This is a genomic window from Roseovarius sp. THAF27, assembly GCF_009363655.1.
Classification (GTDB): domain Bacteria; phylum Pseudomonadota; class Alphaproteobacteria; order Rhodobacterales; family Rhodobacteraceae; genus Roseovarius.
Genome location: NZ_CP045394.1, coordinates 98,481 through 119,387 on the forward strand (window position 1 = coordinate 98,481; position 20,907 = coordinate 119,387).

A 20,907-nucleotide genomic window follows, 5' to 3' on the forward strand; every position below is an offset into this window, starting at 1 on the left:
CGGGCGACGAATTGAGACGGCTGATCCTCATTTCACTATATTTGTTCCTGTCGATTTTTGCATCAGGCTTGTTCGTTTGGGGTGCTGGCTACTTTCTGCTCAATGCCTCCGTTCCTGACTATGAAGAGAACTTTAGCGTTGCGGGTATAGAAGGCCCGGTTAACGTCCTGAGAGATGCTTCAGCTATACCACACATTTCCGCCGGCTCCGCTGCAGACAGCTATTTCGCGCTCGGTTTCGTTCACGCGCAAGACCGGCTGGGGCAATTATTGAGGGCAAGGCGGACAGCGCAAGGTTTATTGCCACTTGAGCAGATAGCTGAACTTGAACCGTCGACATCGGATGCACTCGAAGCATATGCCGCAGGTGTCAACGCCTGGCTTGGGCTGGTGTCCGAAGGCGGGCGCGGCAGAGGCGCACCTGAACTGTTGATCGCGGATGAGAGAACGATCGCGGCGTGGAGGCCCGTTGATAGCATCAATGTCGCAAACGCATTTCTGAACGATCTTCGCCCCGATAAACTTCAGAACGAACTGTCTGGATTCCCAGATAACCAGATTCCGTCAGATCGACCCGCGACACCCGAGTTGTTTGCCGCTTCTCCAAGGGTCAAACTGACTGCGTGGGCGTTGCCCGAAGATCGGACTACTACCGGAGCACCGATGCTTGCGGCGGATATCAGTGGTCCTTTGTCACTGCCGTCCGAATGGTACTTGGCAGACCTTCAAACGCCGGAAGGGGTCGCGATTGGCGCTACGATGCCAGGCGTGCCTTTCATTGTCGTTGGTCACAACGAGCGCGTCGCCTGGGCGTTCAGATCTTTTTCGCCAAATGAAATAGAAGAACCAGAAGTTTCCAAAGCTGCGCAGACAAGTGATTTCTTGATGATGCTCGACCGTCTGGCCAAGTCCGCCGGTGTGAACTATGCTCTGAACGCAACCATGAACAAGGTGCCAGATGGATTGGAGGTCCTAGCGGTCGACCGGACAACTCTGGCGGTTTGGCCTGAAAGCGAGGTCAAGCGTCCTGGATCATTTCAAGACGCCAGACTTGCAGTTCTCGATGATCGCCGGCCCGTATTCACTGTCGAGAGCGCGATTGCGGTTCAACGCGACACGGTCAGCGCTGTCGCGCGTACCCTTCTTCCGCTGATGGCAAAAGAGCTCTGGTTCGTGAGTTCCGCAAGCGACATCAAGGAGAACAAAGTCGGAAAGCTTCGCGAAGAAGTTTTGGACGAGCTTTCTCAATGGAATGGCGAGATGGGTCGCTACTCACTGGAACCGCTCGTGTTCTGGACATGGGTACGTGCTTTGCAAAGACGCATACTTCAAGATGAGTTTCCATCTGCAACTGCGGTCTGGACCAGACCGAATCCTGATTTCCTATCCGCGGTCCTTTCAGATCGAAGAGGGAGCGCAATCTGGTGCGACATCCGCCCGTCCGCCCGCATTGAGACCTGCCAGGATCAGGCTCGTGCAGCTCTGGATGATGCCATTGCCAAGCTTGTTGACCGGTACGGAAGCGATCCTTCAGTCTGGTTCTGGGGCGCGGAACACACACTGAATATGCAGTGGTCGCCAATCCAGTCGAACGGGATTATCAGCGATTTGTTGTCTCTCGAAGCGCCATACTCGGGTGACCCTTATACACTGATCGCTTCTGACAATGACCGCCCGGTCGCCTCCAGCGTCGGCACTAATTTTCAGGCAGTCATGTCGTTTTCGGATGAAAGCCTCTCCTATTTCATCACGCCTGCCGGTCAGTCCGGCCATCCGCTGTCACGTTTCTACGACAACCTGTTTCCTAGGTGGATGCAGAGCAAATACCTCGTGATGTCAACCGATCTATCTTTGGCCCGGGGTGGCGCAGTAGGAACTTCGCGACTTTCACCCTTATCCGCCTACAGCCGGGCAGTAAAACAAGGGAGGAGCCGATAATCACATATTTCCTCCTTTTCGACCCGTTTGGATATGCGATTTCGCCAGTGTCCCTTGTTTCCGTCAGCTTGGCCGCATGGTACTACATGCGCGGCCTCGCGCGATCCGCTCGTATTCGCGGGACGGTTTCTCTTTGGCGGCAGGCTATGTTCTTCGCTGGCTTGACCTGCATTTTCGTGGCCACGAATGCGTCTCTGGCTTCATTGGGGCACAGCCTCTTTTCGGTGCACCAGGTGGAACATCTTCTCCTTCGCCTTGCAGGACCACTGCTCATCGCTGTTTCGCAGCCGTGGCGCATCCTGCAAGCCGGTTTGGAAAGTCGGTGGCGTCGATACCTCGGCGCGCTGGCGAACGCCTGGTTCGTGCGGTTCATGGCGCATCCGGCAACCGCCACTGCCTTGCTCATCGCTTCGCTCTTCGTCTGGCAGATACCGGTCCTTTACGGACTTGCGCAGCGCATCGCGGCGGTCGAGCTGCTCGCACATCTGGCGATGGTGCTGGCAGGGATCTGGTATTTCGGCATGCTTTTCGACTGGAGGGATCCCCCTGCCGGTGCGCGACGCGGAGCGAGGCTGATCTCCGGTTTTGTGGTGATTGTTTCAAACATTTTTCTGGGTTCCCTCACGACACTTAAGGAGGTGGCCCTTTATGCCTCCTACCAAACGACAGGCACCGGCTTATCTGCAACTTTATCCGATGAAACGATTGGTGGCTACGTGATCTGGGTCCCATCCTCGATGGTGATGATCGCCGCGATCATTCTGGTCATGAACGGCTGGAACGCTGCGGAAGTGCGTCGCTGGGATGCGCGATACGAACTGACGCGCGCCTCGAACTCCGCCGCGCTCGAATTTCCGGAAACGGCCGAAGAGTTGCGTCTGAAGGTTGCAAAGCCAAATCGTGACATGGGCCGGACGCTCGCCCTAGGCGCGTTGGTCATGTTCTTGATCGTCATGATAACGGTGGTGACGATTGTGTATGCACTGTGATCGTTGCCATCCCGCCAGCACGCAATGCGCAGGCATGACGAGAACTGTTCACGAGGCACCTTGTCGCATCCCGCTTGCGGCTTGGCACGTTGTGATACGCGCCGAAATGATATAGCAAACCGGTATGGATGAGGGGACCGAAGCAACCGAGACGTCGGACCCTACGGCGAGCGATGTCAAGCGAACGACCAGATCGAGCAATCGAATGGTGCTCTGGATTTTGCTGTGCGTTGCCGGTCTCTTTTTCGCAACGGCCTTTGGCGTGGCGATATTGGTAAAATATGGCCCGTACTGACGCGACGATGACCCGCCGAGCGCTGCTCCGGCGCATGGGGTCCGCAGGACTGGTCGTGCCGCTGGCCGCCTGTAACGAGGCTGGATGGTATGGCGAGGATGTAAGCGGGCTTTTACCCGACCTGTCTTTCACCATGACCCGGGCTCAGGACGGGACGCGCGTGACACAGGCCGATTACGAAGGACAGGTCGTCGCGCTGTTCTTTGGCTTTAGCTTCTGCCCCGATATCTGCCCGATGACACTCTCCAACCTGTCCGCTGTGGTCGATCAGCTGGGCGAGGACGCCGCGAAACTGTCGATACTCTTCGTTACAGTGGACCCCGAGCGCGATACGCCCGAGGTGATGACGGAATACGCCGCCGCCTTCACGCCGTGCGTTGACGGGCTGATCGGCACGCCCAACCAACTGGCCCGTCTTGCCCGGCGCCTCAAAGTCACCTACAAGATCGAACCACATCAGCCGGACGACTTGACCTATGATGTATCGCACGGCAAGTCTGTCTATGTTTTCGATGCGCAAGGCGACGCGCGCGTCATATGGCCCGGTTTCGATACGCTACAGGCCGACATCGCTGGGGCCACCGGCGACATCCGCCGCGTGATGAGCGCCTGAAGGCTAAAGGTCTGCGTTGGCGGCGCGCATATTTCGCACCACCACCAAGAGGCCCAGAACGCTCATCATCGCGGGAGGAATCCAGATGACGATGCCGCCGATCTGCTGATCCGTTACCGCAGAGATCGAAGGGAAATACCGCCCGCAGAATGCGTAATAGGGAAACAAGTCCACCGTGGCGAAGGAGATGAGCGCGCCTAGAATGATCTGCGGAAACATGACGCCCACGGCCAGCGCAGCGCGCCAGCCGAAACGCAACCACGCGGGCGGCGCGGGCCGAGTGTCCAGTACCAGCGCCCAGAACAAGATGCCGTCCACCGCCATCGACCAGTTCATCACCTGGTAGAGCACCGGGTCAAGCATGGCGGCGAAATGCACCGGCGGGATCAGCCAGAACCAGAACAGTCCGACGAAGAGTATCACCGCTATGACGGGCTGCTGGATCGTGCGATAGATAACAATCACCAAGCGGCTGGCACAGAGCGCGCGCAACCATTCCGGCGCTCCCGCCAGCAGCACCGGGCCACCCGCGCTGAGCGCCAGCAGGACCGGGCCTACATGATGCATGGCGACGTGCTGCAACCGATTAGTGAAGAACATGCGCTGTGCGAGATATTCGAACCCGGTCTGCGTAACGCCCCACAACAACACCAACCCCGTCCAGAAAGCCGCCTGCCGCAATCGGCTCACGCGGTCTCCCGGCGCGGTCCGCCGGAGCCCGCGCGCGAACCAGAGCCCCGACAGCGTCACCGCGAGATAGATCAGCCACGAGAATTGATAGGGCAGGATCGCCGGCATCTGCGCCGGAAAGTAGGTGGTTAGCGCCCAGAGAGCCGCGCCAAGCAGAACGATACTGCCATAGGCCAAAGTGTCGCTTGGCAAGGCATTGGCTTCGAGTTTCTGAATGGTCATGGTCGCGATGGTCTTTTGATCGATTGGAAGACGCAACGCAAGACACAAGTATGTGGCAATTTGTGTGCCCGCCCTGTCAGAGCCTGAGGTGATGATCGGCCAATGATCAGCCGCCGGCCAAGCCTCCGCATAGCTCTGTCGCTATCGCACCGTCCCAGTTGCAGATCACTGTAATATGAGTTGTTGGTCGTAAGTTTTCGCTTGCAGCGATCGTAACTCGATCTTTGGTGTAATATTTTTGAGGTTGTTGTTTCATTTTCGCGCAGAACCTATTGAGGCGTTAAGTATCACTCTGGGAAGGCACGAGCGCTTGTTCGAATGCTTTCAGCGTTGTCTCGCTGACGTGGTGTTCAATACCCTCCGCATCGCGTTCCGCGGTCTCCTCGTCGATCCCGAGGCTCAGGAGAAACGCGACTACGATCCTGTGGCGTCGACGGCAGGCTTCGGCCAACTCCTGCCCGGCATCGGTGAGGAATATCGCGCGATAAGGTTCCCGCCGCACCAGGCCAGCAGCCTTGAGCCGCGATATGTTCTTGGTCACGGTCGGCGGCTTTACTCCAAACCGTTCGGCAATTTCCACCGGCCTTGCCTCACCGCGCGACTCGATCAGTTCCGCAATCAGTTCAACGTAATCTTCTGCCATTTCACTCTCATGCGCCTGACGCACGGTCGCGAAACCCTCAGCCTGTGATTCGGGAGCCCTTTCTACAATTTCGAACGTTTCACGTTCTTGTGATTGCAACTTTGTCATACTTGGGACTGTGCGGCGAAACAGCGGGATTGACAACTTGTTTGCTTCGGGTAGAAAACTTAGCCATGTCTAACTTTTGCCTTGGAGACCGTGGTGATGCTAAATATTATGAGAGTGCTGCTCGCCACACTCGCAAGTGCGCTCCTCCTGTCCGGACCTGTCGCGGCGACGCCGGCCAAGGAGGCGCCCTGGCTTCCCGACGCAGCGGCCTATCGGCTGACGCTCTTTCTTGGAAACCTCGCGCCTCTGCCCTGGGACGACATCAGGACCGCCTGGACGGAACCCTACCGGGGTTCGGAATTCTCTGTCGGAGCGCTGGCGTGGCTGGACCGCGAAAGCAAAATCGAGCCTGACGCTCTCATGGACGCCATGATGCGCGAAGACCGGCAGGCGGTTTTTGCCGAGGCGACGCGGCTCATCGCGCTCAGGATCGAAGAGGAACTGGACCGGTCTCTCGCGGCCGAAGAATCGGCGACAGCACAGCAGGCCGTACGAACGGCACGCGAACTCTACCGCGCGTTCGAGGACGGCGTCGCGGCCGCCGATTCGGAGGCTGCGAGACGGATCGGCCTGGCTTGGCTGGAGCTCAATAGCAGCACCGGGTTCTCTGGCGTACTTGGCGCAGGCTCAACATCTGCGGATCGCGAGACCATGGAAGCGGCGCGCACAGTGATCTCCAGCTATCTTGCGGAAAACTATCTTTTGGACAGCTTCGCTCCGCGTCGGGCGTTAAGCGCCCTGCCGGAAACCGCCGTGCTCAGCGGTCGCGCCATCGAGGTGCCGCCAAGCCTGCCACCGGGCTCCGACATCTTCGATCAGGACCCGTTGCCACTGCTCGTCCTCAATTTTGAGGAGCAGGACATCGACGAGACCGACCTGCCGCTCGTCGCTTTCGGCGACATGCTGTTCGACAGCGCGCAGATCTTCGGAAGCCCCGCGCGCGATCTCGGGATCACCTGCTCGACGTGTCACAACCGCTCGGACATCAACCAGCGGCTTTTCGTTCCGGGCGCAAGCCACCAGCCAGGCGCGATCGACGTCGACGGCGCCTTTTTCAACCCGATCTTCAACGACCGGCGCGACGACCCGCTCGACATTCCGAGCCTGCGCGGCTTGCGTTTTACAGGTCCCTACGGCCGCGATGGCCGTTTCGCCTCCCTGCGCGATTTCACCCGCAACGTGATCGTCAACGAGTTCGGCGGGGATGAACCGACGCCCTTCATGCTGGACGCTCTCGTCGCCTACATGCTCGAGTTCGACTTCCTGCCGAATTCCATGCTGACGACCGATGGCCGCCTGACCGACGCGGCCCCGGAAGTCGCCCGGCGTGGCGAGGAGATCTTCAACCAGCCCTTTGCCGGGCTCGGCGATCGCTCCTGCGCCAGCTGCCATGTGCCAGATGCGAACTTCCTCGACCGGCAGGCCCACGACATAGGCTCCGTTGCGCCAGCCTATGAAGGTGCCCGTGCCGGTGCGCTGGACACGCCCACGCTGCTCGGCACGGCCTATACCGCGCCCTACTTCCATGACGGATCTCTGCCGACGCTGGCCGCTGTCGTGGACTGGTTCGACGAAACGAAAGCGCTCGGGCTGACCGAGGAAGACCGCGCGTCCCTGACCGCCTATCTCGAGACCGTGGGTGCGGCGGACGAACCCTACGAGGCGTTCGACACCGAGAATACCGCTTTCCGGCTGGCATTCGCCGAATTGACGACCTTCGCCTCGACACTCGACACGCTACTGCCGCGGCGGGACGCAGAGCACATCCTGCTGCTGACTGACACCGTGGCCGCGGACCTCTCGGCGGACGCCAGCACCATGTCGAACCTTGCTGCGCGGCCCGAGGTCTACGCGTTGGCTGAGCGGCTGGCCGCGGTCGGCGCCGCCGTCCGTGCCGATGACTGGGCGACCGCCGAAGCAAGCTGGACCGCGTTCAAGTCCGAAGCCGCCGCAATCGAAGAGAGGGCATTCTGATGCCAGTTCAACTGACCCGTAGAACGATACTGACCTTGGTCGGCGCGGGCGCGGTGTCGTTGGCGACACCTCTCGCCGCGCAGGACACTGCGTTGCGGCTGGCTTTCATCCCGCAGGAGAACCCGGAGAAGCTGCTTGGCGATATTGAGGCCATCACCGGCTGGCTGGCCAGTGAGATCGGCGTCCCGGTCGAGGGGTTCGTTACCATCGACCACGCAGCGGCGGTTGAGGCGCTGCGAAACGGCGACGCGGATATCTCCTTCATGGGCGCCCTGCCCTTCGTTCTGGCCGAGGCCGAGATCGGTGCCGTGCCGCTCCTGTCCGAGGTCTACCGCGACGCGCCGAATTATACGGGCCGCATTTTCGTGCGGCGCGACAGCGGTATCGGCGCGCTCGCAGACCTGCGCGGACGCGACATCGCCTTTGCCGATCCGATCTCGGAATCGGGCTATCTCTATCCGCTCGCCGAATTCGTAGAGGCCGGGCTGGTTAAAGGTCCCGGCGCAGCGGAGGAATTTTTCGGCCGCGTCTTTTTCGCGGGGGGCTACCAACAAGCCATGCAGGCAATGGCCGAAGGCCTGGTCGATGCCGCGGGCGCCAGCCAGTATGCCGACCTGCTTCTGACACCGCAGCAACAGGCGGAGGTAACCTGGATCGCGGAAAGCGCACCGATCCCGAGCCATTTGGTGATCGCTCGCCCTGGGCTCGATGCCGCTCTGCGGGACCGTTTTGTCGACGCAATGCTGCGGCTCAACGAGCCGGAGCACCGCAACAAGCTGCGCTATCTTTATGGACCGGACGGCTATATCAGGGCCGACGGCGCCGCCTATGACGGCGTGCGCGATATGGCGCGGCGATACGGGCTGTTGGAATGAGCACTGCTATCCAAATCGACGACCTGAGTTTTGCCCATACGGGCGCAGACGTCCCGGCGCTGGAGCGGGTTTCGCTTAAGATTCCGACGGGCGAAAGCGTGGCTCTGCTCGGCCCGTCCGGGGCGGGCAAGACGACCCTGCTGGCACTGCTTGATGGCAGGCTGTTTGGCTGGCGCTGGCAGGTTTCGATCTTGGGCGCACCGCTCGATCCCGATCATCCGCCAATGCGCGCGCGCCGCCCGGATACCGGTTTCGTTTTTCAAGAGTTCGCGTTGGTCGAACGCTCCACTGTTCTGCGTAACGTCCTGAACGGCCGCCTGGGGCGCATGTCGCCGCTGCGGGCCCTGATGGGATCACCGACCAAGCACGATCTGGAGATTGCGCGCACGGCACTTGCCGATTGCGGCATTTCTGATCTTGCCGAACGCAGAGTCGACAGCCTCAGCGGCGGGCAGCGGCAGCGCGTCGCCATCGCGCGGGGTCTGGCGCAGGAACCACGGCTTATTCTGGCCGATGAACCGGTGAGCAACCTCGACCCCGCGCGTGCAGGTGAGATCCTGGCGCTGCTGACCGGGGCGGCGCAAGCGCGCGGCGCGACGGCGCTGTTTTCGTCGCACCAGCCCGAGCTGGCGCGGCATTTCGCGCAGCGCATCATCGGCATTCGTGGCGGGCGGATCGCCTTTGATGTGCCGACCTCCGAGTTGAACGAGGATGCGACAGCGGAGCTCTATCGGGAGGTTGAGCCAATCCCCGGAATCGGCCTCAGGGCGGTGTCCTGATGGCGTTCCGCGGGTTTGGCGGCTTTGCGACGAGTGGTCTGATTGGCGCTGCGATCCTGTGGTCCTTCGCGACGACCGATGTCGAGTTGTCGCGTCTCATGTCGGCCGGCCCGCGCATTGCCGATTTCCTCGGTCGCATGTTTCCGCCTGACCCGACCGTGATGGCCGAGATCAAGAAGGGCAGCGCGGAAACGCTGAGAATAGCGATCCTCGGCTCCCTCGGTGCTGTGATCCTGTCCGTTCCCTTCGGCATTCTCGCGTCTGAGACGATGGTATCGCCTGCGGTGTTCCGGCCGATCCGAACGCTGCTTGCTTTCATCCGGGCGATTCCGCTGATCCTCGTGGCCATGCTCATGGTAGGCGCTGTCGGGCTCGGGCCGCTGCCCGGCATCATCGCGGTCGCCTTTCATGCAACGGGGATGCTCGCCAAGTTCTATGCCGAGGCGATCGACGGCGTGTCCCGCGCGCCGATCGCCGCGCTGGAAAGCGCGGGCGCCGGGCCGCTCGTGCGGCTCAGATACGCGATCTGGCCGCAGATGGCGCCGGTCGTCGCCCGCGACACGATTTTCCGGTTCGAGTTGAACCTGCGCGAGTCGCTGATCCTCGGGATTGTCGGCGCGGGCGGGATCGGCTTTTACATCCAGACCTACGTGCGCTCTTTCCAGTATGACAAGGCGGCCAGCGTCACGATTGCCGTCTTCGTCATGGTCATCGCCATCGAAGCTATCAACGTCGCGCTGCGCCGTCGTTTTGCCTGACCTTCAGGCATAGATGTCGATCGGTGTCCCGTCCCTGACCATGGCGTAGATATCCTCGATCTGCCGGTCCGTGACGGAGATGCAGCCCGCGGTCCAGTCGCGTTTGTTCATCGGGTCGATCCCCTTGCGGGGCCCCCCGTGGATGAAGATGTCGCCACCCGGCGATTTTCCTTGCGCCTCTGCAAACGCGATGTCGGCTTCATTGGGATATGAAATGCCGATGGAGAGGTGGAAGAGGCTGTTTGGGTTGCGCCGGTCAATCAGGTAGGAGCCCTCCGGCGTGCGGCCGTCCCCCTCAAACTGCTTGTGGCCTTCGGGCGCGAAGCCCAATCCGATGGGATAGGTCCGCAAGACGTCATCCGCGCCGTCAAGAACTAACAGCCGCTGCGCCTTGTACATGCGTAACCGGGTCACTTGTGGTCCGTTGTACGACCGGAACTTGCTGGCACAGCCTGAAAGGAAGGCGGCCAAACCGCCCAACAGCAAGACCCGCCGTGAAATTCTGGTATTCATCACTGCTCGACGCCCCTTTTGCGAGGTCTGGATGATGTCAGACGTTACCCTACCGAAACCGCCGGATCAATGACCGTGCGCGAGTGCTCCCTTCGCCATCCGCTCGCCAATCGGTTCACCGCCCGAGGGCCCCGCTTCGACCCGGTGGCCGTTCAGGAGCCGAAGCGCGTTGGCCACGACAAGCAGAGACACGCCTACATCCGCAGCAATGGCGCCCCACATTGAGGCCATCCCGAACGCGGTCAGCCCGACGAACAGCGCCTTGGTCGCCAGCGATATGCCGATATTCTGGTGGATGATCGTCATGGCCCGGCGCGAATGGCCAATAAGCCAAGGTACCTTGCCGATGTCGTCGGTCATAAGCGCGATGTCGGCCGTCTCGATAGCGGCATCCGATCCGACAGCGCCCATGGCGATGGCATAATGCGCACGCGCCATGGCCGGTGCGTCATTCACACCGTCGCCGATCATCGCTACCATGTCGTGGCTTTCGACGAGTTCCTCAATGGCCGTCACCTTGTCTTCCGGCAAAAGTTCGGCGCGCACCTCGTCGATGCCGACTTCGGCTGCCACCGCGCGCGCGGTGCGTTCGTTGTCGCCCGTCAACATCACGATGGTCTCCACACCCTGCGCATGCAGGCGCGCAACGATACCCTTTGCATCTGGGCGGATGCGGTCGCGAAGCTCCAGTACGCCGGTCACGCCGGCCTTGTCACCCACGGCAACGAGGGTGCTCCCTGTCTCCCCGATCTGATCCCGCAGATCCGCCGGAATGGCATTGCCGAACCCTTTCTCTTCGGCGAACCGATCCGAGCCGAGCCAGATAGCGCGCCCGTCGGCGCGTCCTTCCAGACCGCGCCCGGGCACGGTGCGGGTGTCCTCTGCGGCAGACACGGAAACACCATCGGCTTTGGCGCGCGAGAGTATGGCGCGTGCCAGCGGGTGTGAAGACCGCACCTCCAGGCTTGCTGCCAGCGCCATGAGATCGCGTGCGGAAACACCGACCAGTGGGTGAACCGCCGCCACCTCAGGCTCTCCCATGGTGATCGTCCCGGTCTTGTCCATCGCCAGTGCCGTGGTCCGCCCCGGCGCTTCGACATAGGCGCCGCCCTTGATGAGCACCCCCGCCCGTGCCGACGCGGTCAGCGCCGCAACGATGGAAACCGGCGTAGAAATGACCAACGCGCAAGGACATGCGATGACCAGAAGGACCAGGGCATTGTAGAACCAGTAGTCCCAGGCGCCGCCGAGCAGGAGTGGTGGCACCAGCGCGATGGTGATCGCCAGAGCCATCACGATTGGTGTGTAGATGCGCGCGAACTTGGCCACCCACTGTTCGACCGGCGCGCGGCGGGCATGGGCATCGCCTACCATGCGAATGATTTTCGCGAGCACCGTATCCGAGGCGGCCTTCGTCGCCCGCACCGTCAGTGTGCCCTCGCCGTTGATCGTGCCGGCATAGACCTCTTCGCCGGGTTCCTTGGGTACTAGCGCGCTTTCCCCAGTAATTGGGGCCTGATCGACGGCCCCTGCCCCGTCCACGACCTCACCGTCGAGGGGGATACGGTCGCCGCCGCGCACGATAAACCTTGCATTGACTGCCACAGCCGCAGCCGGAACGTCGGATTCCGATCCGTCTTCGTAAAGGACCCGCGCCGTTGGCGGCGCCAGATCGAGGAGCGCGGAAACCGCGTTACGCGCCCGCCCCACGCTCCAGCTCTCAAGATAGAGAGAGAGCGAAAAAAAGAAGGCGACCGTCGCAGCCTCAAAAAACTCTCCGAGGCTGATGGCGCCGGCGACGGCCAGCACCATGAGCAGGTTCATGTCGGGGCTAAGCCTCCGCGCCGAAGACCAGGCCTTGGGCGCGACAAGCCAAACTCCGAAAAGAATCGCGAGGGCGAAGATCCCTGCTTCCGCCATGGGCATCGGCACATCGCCATGGCCCGCAAAGAGCCCGAGCGCGCCACCCATGCCGGTCTCGACCATGTGAAAAAGGAATCCCGCCCCCCAGAAGCCGCCGCTCAACGAGGTAAAGCGCTTCTGACGTGCCAGATGCGCCGCCTGGTCCTCTGCTGCGTTGTCGGCATCCCAAGGCTTCGCGCTCATGCCGGTCGTTGCGACCAACTGCGTGACCTCGTCGTCTGGTATCCTCTTGGCGCTATCGAGGATGGTCATTCGCCCGTTGATAACGTCGAATGCCAGGTGTTCGGTTCCGCCCACTTTCGGCCCGACAACCCGGTTCAGGATCGCCACCTCTTCGGCGCAATCGAGCCCGGATACCTGAAAGCTCCTTCCGCCGGACGGCGCTAGCCCAGCCGACGCAACATCTCTTTTCGCATCGCAACAGGATTTGCCTGTTGCGTGAGGTTGCTTTTGATCACTCCGGTGGCTGTGATCGTTGCGGTTGCCATCAAAAGACATGGATTGACCTCGGGATTCATTGATTCCACATTGCTATAGCTCCTAAAGCAACTAGAGCATCAAGAGTTAGAATAGGACGTTTCATGCAGAAAATTGCAGCGTCCGAACGTTCACCGCACCACTAAGGCGCGATGAAATCAGAAAGAGCGGGTTAAAAATGCAAAAACGACAAGCGCCTATCATTGCAGCAATTCTGGTACTCGCCGGCTGCGCGGTGCCGCCGACAGATGATGGCGCTCAGAACAAGGTTGGCAATGTTCCCGCGTCTGTAGCGGCCCTTGCTGCACCCGGTCAGGATCTCACGTCGGCTCGTCGACTTCCGGAAGATGGGTGCTACTGGTATCAGCACAGTGGACCAGTAGAGACCACTTTGGTACCTCTTCGCGCGGCCGGCGGCGGACCAATCTGCACGTCTCTCCAGTCTTGATTTGCTTGTCCAGAGGGTCGCGGATGCGTCGAGTTCAGTGCACGCCTTCAACTTTGCGCTGTCACACTATCCTCGGCCGAGTAAAGAAACGCTGTCGAACCTATCTTGACGTTGGGATAAAGTTCGTTGATGTGAGCCATGACCATCCGGACGCAGCCAGAACTTGCGCGACCGCCGATGCTTTTTGGATACGGTGTGCCATGGATACGTAGATAGCTATCCCTACTGCCGACAAAAAGATAAAGCGCACGTGACCCAAGTGCGTTGGTCGGGCCAGGTTCCATACCATCTGCGTATTGCTCGTACTCCGGATTGCGTTCAATCATGTTTTTGGTTGGCGTCCAATGAGGCCATTTCACCTTCCGCTTAATCGTATAAGTTCCCGGCTCATAAAGGTCGCCCTTTGCAATGGCCACGCCGTAGCGCATTGCAGTTCCACCTTTTTCGATGTGATAGAGGTATCGCGCCACTGCGTCCACGTGGATGTCGCCCGGCACGAGATTGCGCTTCGCGACGACGCGCTGCGGCAAAAACCTTGGATGCAGACCCCATGGGTTAGTCGTGGCTGGCTCGTAGCCGAACGGTGTGACTTGCTTGTCCCAAGCCGCCTTTTGTGATTCTGTTGGCCACGTATCGGCAAAGAGCGGCTGACCGATTGAGGCCGAGAATAGCGCAGTCGTTGTTTGGATGAAGTGGCGTCTCGTCAGCATTTTTCTGTTTCCTTCGCAAGATTTTACTAAAGGATAAAATATATCCTTATCGTGCCTCTACTTACCCAGGTAAGGAATAAGGCATCGTCAGCAACCTTCCCAAGGTCTAGTTCGGTACATTTGCGTCGTAACTCCTAAAGCTCCTAAAGGTTCAAGAAAAAAGTTCTGCGAACACGGTTCCCACTAACCCAGCCTCGTCGCGTGAAAAACCAGCTGATCCAATTACTTCTCAAGGGGCTGACGAAGCTCTTTTCAACATATTTCCGAGCCACAGCCTCTAGTCAGGGTCAGATAGGCTAGCGATTGGTTGATCCTTGCGAAAGTAGGCTTCGACGTGAAAAATTGGTCCAAATTCTGCATGCGAACAGGATACGATTGCATCATTCATGTGGGTATCAAAACCTCACGGGGTGAGACATGCACCGCGTACTTTCGTTTCGCTGACCTCAAGTTGCAAACGACTTTTTCAAATGCCGTTCAGTTTGGGGTAAAGATAAACGCGTGCACCTATCGCAACACGATCGTACAGGTCCTTTACGTGCTTATTGGTGAGGCGGGCACATCCGTTTGAAACGGCCGACCCGATGGTTTCTGGTGCATTGGTTCCATGGATTCGAAGATAGGTGTCTCGGCCGTCATCATCGTATAAATAGATCGCTCGCGCGCCGAGAGGATTATTCGGTCCTCCCTTCAAACCGTTTCTAAATCGTGCATACTTATTCGGCTCTCTTTGGATCATGGCGTTGGTCGGCCGCCACCACGGCCATTTGGCTTTGCGCGCTACTGTGAACACGCCTGATTCGTACAAATCCTTGCGTCCAACTCCTACTCCGTAGCGGATCGCCATACCTTCTTCGAGCATGAAATACAAAAAAAAATCATCCGGTACTAAATGCAGATCTCCGGGCAGCCAATCCGTCCGACGTGCGTTTACCAGTTGAGGAAGAAAGCGCTCTGGAAAAGAGGGTTGACTTGCTGCACCAATCGTAGGAGCCAACATGCTGGCTGCACTGGTAGATACGAACACTCGCCTGCTAAAGCCTTTCATTTTGATGTACCCTACTAGTTTGCGTTGCATGAAATTGCGAACACATTGCGTCGATATGTAGAACACACGATCGTGTGTTCACAACTGCGAGCTGTTTGACTGTTGCTCCGAGGATACGATCCGAACTTTCGGAAGGGTTATTTGCCCAAAGCATGCCGAGCACTTAGTGGATATCTGCGTGGCAATCCTCAACACCGCTCTCCAGCGTGATACAATCTTGCCTATTCGGTCACGGGCGATAGTGGCGAGACGCTCAAGTACTTCGATAGAAACGTGTTCGTAAACTTGCTCCTGATTTTGCATCCAAATCACGAGCGAGAGCTACTGGAAAGGCCACTACGTGTGAACGATGACTTTTCGAAGGTTGGATATTGCTTCAACCTATCGTGAGTCCAGCGTCAAGATGTGGTTTCACACCTGTGCCCAACGTAGGTTCGACTCAGTAAAAAGCTTGGCGCTTGATGCGCGGTCCCGCCTCGCATATTCCGGCGCCAAATCTGCTGAGAAAGGCACGCCTTATATGACTCTGTCCACAATCCTGCGTATCGACAAAATCCTGCTCGGCATTGTCGCCGCCGTGCTGTTACTTTCGGTCGTTATTTATTTCTACAGCACCGACTATTTCTCGCTCACCTACGCGCGTGAAGACGGCTTGGTGGAATACAGCACTGCTCTCTTTCTCTGCGTGGCCAGCGTCGTCCTGGTGATGAACGCGCGGTCGCTAAAGGCGCGCGGCGCGGGCCTCGCCTTCGCCTGCACGCTGTTCTATGCGCTTGTCTTCTTCTTTGCCGCCGGCGAAGAGATTTCCTGGGGCCAACGTATAATCGGCTGGGAAACCGGCGAGACCTTCGAGGAGATGAATAAGCAGCAGGAAACGAACCTGCACAACCTGATTGTGCCCACGCCTTGGGGCGATTTCCACCTCGCCAAGACGCTCTTCGGTCCGATCCTAACGTTAATCGTGCTGGTCTACATTACCGTGCTGCCACTGCTCTACTTGCGCGTCGGCTGGATCAAACGTGCCGCCAATCACATTGCCGCCCCGGTGCCCGGCACACGTCACGCAATGCTCGCCGTTACAGCAAGCCTGGTGATTGCGGTCATCGACGTTCCTCGTAAATGGGAGGTCTACGAGTTGGTCTTCTCGCTCCTGGCAACCTCGATCTTCCTCCTGCCGCAGAACAGTAAACACACGACTTTCTTGGAGGCGTGATATGAGCCGCGCCGGGTTTGCCGGAGGCTGATTGATCTTAGCTACGCGGCCATGTCTGATGTTTCCAGGGTCGCGTAATAGTTTGCTTCGACCTCTCTTGGCGGAATGTATACGATGGGTTCGAGAAGACGACGGTTGTTGAACCAATTCACCCAATACAGGGTCGCGTATTCCACTGCATCGAAACTGCGCCATGGCCCGCGTCGGTGGATGACCTCAGCATTGAACAGGCCATTGGCCGTCTCGGCCAGGGCATTGTCATAACTGTCGCAAACGCTTCCCACGGAAGGTTCTACCCCGCCTCTGCGAGTCACTCGGTATAGCGAATGGACAGATATTGCGATCCGCGATCCGAGTGAAGCACCAGGCCTGATCCGGGTTGTCTCTGAAGAACGGCCTGTTGGAGGGTGTAAGGTGCGGTTACTCGTGGGACATCCCGTTTGTTGATTATAGCTTCTCTCTGAGCGCTTCGTAAGACGTCTTGACGCCAACGGTAGAAGCTGGATCGACCTATCCCGAAATAGCGGCAAGTCCTCGCGACGTGACCGATCTCCTCCGCATGTCGAAGTATCCTCAACTTGCGTTGGTCCTTGGTCATGAACATCTCCTTCTTCCCAAACCTCGGAGGTTAAAGAAAATGTCCCGCGAGTAACGGCATATCTACATTGCTCGGCTACCTCCGTAGCGCTTGATTTTATTGCCTCAAATCGTTGGGGCCGGGCGTGTTCGCCTCGGCCCCATTGTCTATCTTCACTTCATCTGCGTGACAGTAAGCTTTCCCTCAACCCGGTCGGCAACGAACTCGATTTCCTGACCCTCCGCCATCTTGGCCATCATTGCTTCGTCAGCGCGGAACACCATGGTCATCGCGGGCATATCAAGGTTAACGAGAGGGCCGTGAATGATTGTGACTTTGCCGGCCTCCGCGTCGATTTTCTTGATGGTCCCGCTCGTGTACTCCACGTCAGCCTGAGCTATCTGGTCACCGACCGCTACCTCACGATGCATGCCGGCTTCGTAGTGGCCCGGGATCAGGCATGCTGCTTCGAACGTACCAGAATTCGCGAAAGTCCAGACAACCTCACCCGACGCGCCCGCATCGAGACGGATACGGTTCGGATCGTCGTGTTCCATGTCCATCTTGGCCATTTCGATCTTGTGCTCGGCATTGCGCTCGACCGTGTCGAGTACGAACTCATGCTCCAACTCACCCTTGTTGGTGATGTTGAAGCGGATGGTTTCACCCTCCTTGATGGTCATCTCTTCGCTCTCGATCAGCATCTGGCCCTCATCGTTTTCGAGCAAAGTGACGTCGATTGTGCGATCCACCTTGGCGGGGTCACCCGGCATGCCGACCATCATTTCTGTCTGTTCGGTAGGCTGGTTTTCATCATGTCCACCGCCGTGCGTGCCTGTAGCATAGGCCTGTGTGGAAAGCGCGATCGCGAGGCTTAATGTCAGAAGAAGGTTTTTCATTTCATTTTCCTGTAGGTTGGTTTGGTTAGAGATGACGAAGGGCTGCTCAGCCCTTCGAGGCTGGTTTCTGTGTGAGAATGGTCCTGGGGCTGTTGTTGGAGGCGAATTCAGGCAACTCGCCGGTCCATTCGTAGGCCATCTCGCCCGGGGGGTTCTCGTACCAGCCGGGATCGGAGTAATCGTCCGCGTCGATGCCGTCCCGCACCTTTACGACCGAAAACATGCCGCCCATCTCGATGGGGCCGTAAGGACCCCAACCCGTCATCATCGGGATGGTATTGTCGGGCAGCGGCATTTCCATTTTCGCCATATCGCCCATCCCGTTCGTGCCCATAGGCATGTATTCCGGCTGAAACTGACGGATCTTCTGCGTCAGCGGCTTCTTGTTGACCCCGATGAACGTCGGCACGTCATGGCCCATGGCGTTCATCGTGTGGTGTGACTTGTGACAGTGGATCGCCCAGTCACCCAGATGGTCCGCGACGAACTCATAGGCGCGCATCGCGCCCACGGGGATGTCGATGCTGACCTCCGGCCATTGGGCTTCAGGTGGAACCCAGCCACCGCCTGTGCAGCCCGGTCGATCAGTATGAACGATAAATCTATGCGACGGACTGGTTTCGCCTGCCGCATGTTCTCCACCGGCTGCGCTTGCAAAAACTTGCGGCTCGCCGCGACTGCCTTAGCGGCCGAATGAAACCTGTGCCTTTCAAAGAATAGCATTGGTGAAAGTAGCATATTCAGCCTTTTGAAGCGTGGGTCCTGATCGAGCAGGCTATGCTCCGGCGCTGGAAGGTCAAGAAAAACCAATGCTTTAGAAGCATAATTTTTGTAACGAAATGTATCCTTGATCTTTGTTGGCAATCGCGCTTTTTTAATTGTGAAAGGTTCGGGATGTATGCGTTTTTTCAGATTGACACGAATGGCTCATATTCTGTCGCTCATCGTCTTGATGGTAGCGGCCATGCCGTTTGTCGGACCTGAAGCTGGCTCGCCGCAAGAAGATTGGAGCCACGTTGCCGCGATGGACGTTCGTGATTGTGACGCACATCTTGTGTCGGACGATACTATCCCCGGTTGCCCTGGTATGATGGTGCATTGCGTCACTTTTTCTAACGCCGATCATGCACTACCCGAACCGAAGCTCTTTGTCGTGCACGTTTATCATGGGTCTCGCGCGGTCGACGCAGAAGGCTTGAAGCCGGAAGCGTCTTCGCCCCCTCCGCGAGTCTGAACGCGCTTCGATTCTCATCCCTGCATCTTACGGCTCAGGTTTCCGGTCTCGTCCAAATAAGAAACGGCGTGAACGTGTGAAGGGCTCCCCTGTTCGGGTGGTCCTGAAACACCTCGGGTACTCGCGGGATCACTTCTCAGAAGCTACTCGAGGTCTGCCGTGATCGGGCGAACCTTCGACTCAATCATCGCAAAGGAGAAGAGTATGCGACTCTTCAAAGCAAAACAGTGCGCGCTTTCCGATACAGCGCTCAGTTCGTCGGAACATCTGGCAAAAGGTCTGTCCCGGCGTCAGTTCGGTTTGACTGCGGCTGCCGCGCTTGCCATGCCGACGGCATTGCGCGCGCACGGATCGCCAAAGATCACATCGAAAGGGACCTATGATATCACTGTCGACCGGGTTCGGATCGACACTGGGAACTTTCGGAAAATGGGGGTCGGTTACAACAAGAGCCAGATTCCAACGATCCTGCGGTTCAAGGAAGGCGAGGAAGTCACCATAAACGTGACCAACAACCTCCGCGAGAGCACCTCAATTCATTGGCATGGGCTGATCCTGCCCTTCCAGCAGGACGGCGTCCCCGGTATCAGCTTCAACGGTATCGCTCCGGGTGAAACCTTCACCTACCGGTTTCCGATCCAGCAAGCGGGAACTTACTGGTTCCACAGCCACTCGGGCTTTCAGGAACCCGATGGTGCCTACGGGGCCATCATAATCGAGCCGCGCGACGGTGAACGGATTCGGGCGGATCGTGATTATGTCGTGCAACTGGCCGACAAGCACCCGCATCCGGGCAGCCGGATTATGCGGAATCTCAAGAGGATGCCGGATTACTACAATCGCTCGCAACGCACCTTGCAAACCCTGATCGAGGACGCGCGCCAGGATAGTCTGAAAGCAGCCCTAAAGGATCGCGGGATGTGGGGGCGGATGCGGATGATGCCAACGGACATTGAGGATGTGCAGGGATTTACCGCTCTGATCAATGGGCGGAGCACATCGCAAAACTGGACAGGGCTGTTCCGGCCCGGTGAGAAGGTCCGCCTGCGAATAGTCAATTCTTCGGCCATGACCTATTTCGACATGCGTATCCCGGGCCTGAAGATGAGCGTGGTCCAGGCTGACGGCAACGACGTCAAGCCGGTCACGGTGGATGAACTGCGTGTTGCCGTGGCGGAGACTTTTGACGTCATCGTCCAGCCGCGGGAAAACAAAGTTTATAGCATCATTGCCGAATCAATGGGTCGCACTGCGCTCGTTCGTGGGACTCTATCGCCAAAAGAAGGTTATGCCGGGGCCGTGCCGCGGCTCAGGTCCAAGCCATTGCTCACAATGGCCGACATGAGCGGCATGATGGGGATGGATATGGGTGACCACGTCATGCAGAACGCAAGTGGCATGCAGACCATGAGTGGAATGGAGCACTCAAAAATGCAGGGTATGAATAAGCCCGGCATGAACGGCATGGAGCACTCTGGCATGAATATGTCAGGCAATGGCGACCCATTCTATGCGCCAGGCAGCGGGCTGACACCCAAGGCCTATAACGGCGGCAAGTTCCTGTCCTACACGGATCTGCGCGCTGCGCGGCCGCTTTACCGGAACCGCGCTGCCTCGCGCACCATTGAACTGCGTCTGACGGGCAACATGGAGCGTTACATCTGGTCGATCAACGGAGTAAAATACGAGGATGCCGACCCAATCGTGCTGAATTATGGCGAACGGGTGCGCATCCGCTTCATCAATGAGACAATGATGGCGCATCCAATGCACCTGCACGGGATGTGGTCGATCATCGATACCGGTCAGGGCGCGCGTAACCCCATCAAGCACACGGTGAGCGTCCAACCCGGCACGACAACCGACATAGAGGTCGAGGTCGATGCCCCTGGACAGTGGGCTTTCCATTGTCACCTCTCTTACCACGCTGACGGTGGCATGTTCCGCAAAGTCGTAGTCAGAGGGCGCCCAGCCTGAACCAG

General features: G+C 58.6%; 17 protein-coding genes and 3 pseudogenes. 10 read left to right on the forward strand and 10 right to left on the reverse strand.

Annotated elements, in window-relative coordinates; all coding sequences use genetic code 11:
* Positions 1–11: 11 nt before the first annotated feature.
* The 3 genes from FIU89_RS21285 to FIU89_RS21295 all read left to right on the forward strand — a co-directional run bounded on the left by FIU89_RS21285 (position 12) and on the right by FIU89_RS21295 (position 3,834).
* Entirely contained in the window at positions 12–1,937 is a 1,926-nt protein-coding gene (locus FIU89_RS21285) for a penicillin acylase family protein (protein WP_057796578.1), read from the forward strand.
* Between the two features lie 68 nt (positions 1,938–2,005).
* Positions 2,006–2,926 (forward strand): cytochrome c oxidase assembly protein, encoded by a 921-nt coding sequence (locus FIU89_RS21290; RefSeq protein WP_254701901.1) that lies wholly within the window; start codon positions 2,006–2,008, stop codon positions 2,924–2,926.
* A gap of 281 nt (positions 2,927–3,207) precedes the next feature.
* Positions 3,208–3,834, forward strand: a complete 627-nt coding sequence (locus FIU89_RS21295; protein ID WP_082631146.1) for an SCO family protein — start codon at positions 3,208–3,210, stop codon at positions 3,832–3,834.
* Positions 3,835–3,837: 3 nt separating this feature from the next.
* Here FIU89_RS21295 and FIU89_RS21300 read toward each other — a convergent pair whose 3' ends face one another.
* Both FIU89_RS21300 and mntR read right to left on the reverse strand, forming a co-directional pair.
* Positions 3,838–4,746, reverse strand: coding sequence for a cytochrome c oxidase assembly protein (locus FIU89_RS21300; RefSeq protein ID WP_057796576.1), 909 nt, complete (start codon positions 4,744–4,746; stop codon positions 3,838–3,840).
* A 280-nt stretch (positions 4,747–5,026) separates the two neighbouring features.
* Positions 5,027–5,497, reverse strand: a complete 471-nt coding sequence (gene mntR, locus FIU89_RS21305) for a manganese-binding transcriptional regulator MntR (RefSeq protein ID WP_057796575.1) — start codon at positions 5,495–5,497, stop codon at positions 5,027–5,029.
* 108 nt (positions 5,498–5,605) lie between these two features.
* Here mntR and FIU89_RS21310 point away from each other — a divergent pair, with 108 nt between their 5' ends.
* Genes FIU89_RS21310 through phnE form a run of 4 tightly spaced genes read left to right on the forward strand, consistent with a single transcriptional unit; the run spans position 5,606 to position 9,883 of the window.
* A complete protein-coding gene (locus tag FIU89_RS21310; protein ID WP_172978211.1) occupies positions 5,606–7,471 on the forward strand; it encodes a cytochrome c peroxidase in 1,866 nt (621 codons plus the stop codon).
* Positions 7,471–8,346, forward strand: coding sequence for a phosphate/phosphite/phosphonate ABC transporter substrate-binding protein (locus FIU89_RS21315; RefSeq protein ID WP_152494670.1), 876 nt, complete (start codon positions 7,471–7,473; stop codon positions 8,344–8,346). Before FIU89_RS21310 ends, FIU89_RS21315 begins: the two co-directional genes overlap by 1 nt.
* On the forward strand, positions 8,343–9,125 hold the full coding sequence (locus tag FIU89_RS21320) for a phosphonate ABC transporter ATP-binding protein (RefSeq protein WP_152494671.1): 783 nt from the start codon (positions 8,343–8,345) through the stop codon (positions 9,123–9,125). Before FIU89_RS21315 ends, FIU89_RS21320 begins: the two co-directional genes overlap by 4 nt.
* Entirely contained in the window at positions 9,125–9,883 is a 759-nt protein-coding gene (phnE, locus tag FIU89_RS21325) for a phosphonate ABC transporter, permease protein PhnE (RefSeq protein WP_152494672.1), read from the forward strand. The genes FIU89_RS21320 and phnE overlap by 1 nt, the downstream gene beginning before the upstream one ends.
* Positions 9,884–9,886: 3 nt before the next feature.
* Here phnE and FIU89_RS21330 read toward each other — a convergent pair whose 3' ends face one another.
* From FIU89_RS21330 to FIU89_RS21350, 4 genes are all read right to left on the reverse strand, one after another.
* Positions 9,887–10,396 carry a murein L,D-transpeptidase family protein gene (locus FIU89_RS21330; protein WP_057796567.1) on the reverse strand — a complete coding sequence of 170 codons (510 nt, stop codon included), beginning with the start codon at positions 10,394–10,396 and terminating at the stop codon, positions 9,887–9,889.
* A gap of 66 nt (positions 10,397–10,462) precedes the next feature.
* Positions 10,463–12,817: a cation-translocating P-type ATPase gene (locus FIU89_RS21335; RefSeq protein ID WP_236544572.1), complete on the reverse strand. Its 2,355-nt coding sequence runs from the start codon at positions 12,815–12,817 to the stop codon at positions 10,463–10,465.
* 474 nt (positions 12,818–13,291) lie between these two features.
* Positions 13,292–13,954, reverse strand: coding sequence for a L,D-transpeptidase (locus FIU89_RS21345; RefSeq protein WP_057796563.1), 663 nt, complete (start codon positions 13,952–13,954; stop codon positions 13,292–13,294).
* 466 nt (positions 13,955–14,420) lie between these two features.
* The gene (locus tag FIU89_RS21350) at positions 14,421–14,954 is read right to left on the reverse strand and encodes a L,D-transpeptidase (protein WP_144435632.1); all 534 of its coding nucleotides are present in this window, start codon (positions 14,952–14,954) and stop codon (positions 14,421–14,423) included.
* A 499-nt stretch (positions 14,955–15,453) separates the two neighbouring features.
* On the opposite strand from FIU89_RS21350, the gene FIU89_RS21355 reads away from it, so the two are divergent.
* Entirely contained in the window at positions 15,454–16,215 is a 762-nt protein-coding gene (locus FIU89_RS21355; RefSeq protein WP_152494673.1) for a hypothetical protein, read from the forward strand.
* A 41-nt stretch (positions 16,216–16,256) separates the two neighbouring features.
* Here FIU89_RS21355 and FIU89_RS21360 read toward each other — a convergent pair.
* The 4 genes and pseudogenes from FIU89_RS21360 to FIU89_RS21370 all read right to left on the reverse strand — a co-directional run.
* A pseudogene (locus FIU89_RS21360) lies at positions 16,257–16,621 on the reverse strand (IS3 family transposase); the annotation flags it as partial.
* An 18-nt stretch (positions 16,622–16,639) separates the two neighbouring features.
* Positions 16,640–16,813 (reverse strand): annotated as a pseudogene (locus tag FIU89_RS22695) (helix-turn-helix domain-containing protein); the annotation flags it as partial.
* A gap of 152 nt (positions 16,814–16,965) precedes the next feature.
* Entirely contained in the window at positions 16,966–17,691 is a 726-nt protein-coding gene (locus FIU89_RS21365) for a copper-binding protein (RefSeq protein WP_152477313.1), read from the reverse strand.
* Positions 17,692–17,737: 46 nt separating this feature from the next.
* A pseudogene (locus FIU89_RS21370) lies at positions 17,738–18,265 on the reverse strand (multicopper oxidase domain-containing protein); the annotation flags it as partial.
* 348 nt (positions 18,266–18,613) lie between these two features.
* Between FIU89_RS21370 and FIU89_RS21375 the strand changes: the two are divergent.
* Together FIU89_RS21375 and FIU89_RS21380 are read left to right on the forward strand one after the other, a co-directional pair.
* Positions 18,614–18,925, forward strand: a complete 312-nt coding sequence (locus FIU89_RS21375) for a hypothetical protein (RefSeq protein WP_139837413.1) — start codon at positions 18,614–18,616, stop codon at positions 18,923–18,925.
* 324 nt (positions 18,926–19,249) lie between these two features.
* Complete coding sequence (locus tag FIU89_RS21380; RefSeq protein ID WP_057796908.1) at positions 19,250–20,902, forward strand: copper resistance system multicopper oxidase; 1,653 nt, start codon at positions 19,250–19,252, stop codon at positions 20,900–20,902.
* Positions 20,903–20,907 lie beyond the last annotated feature (5 nt).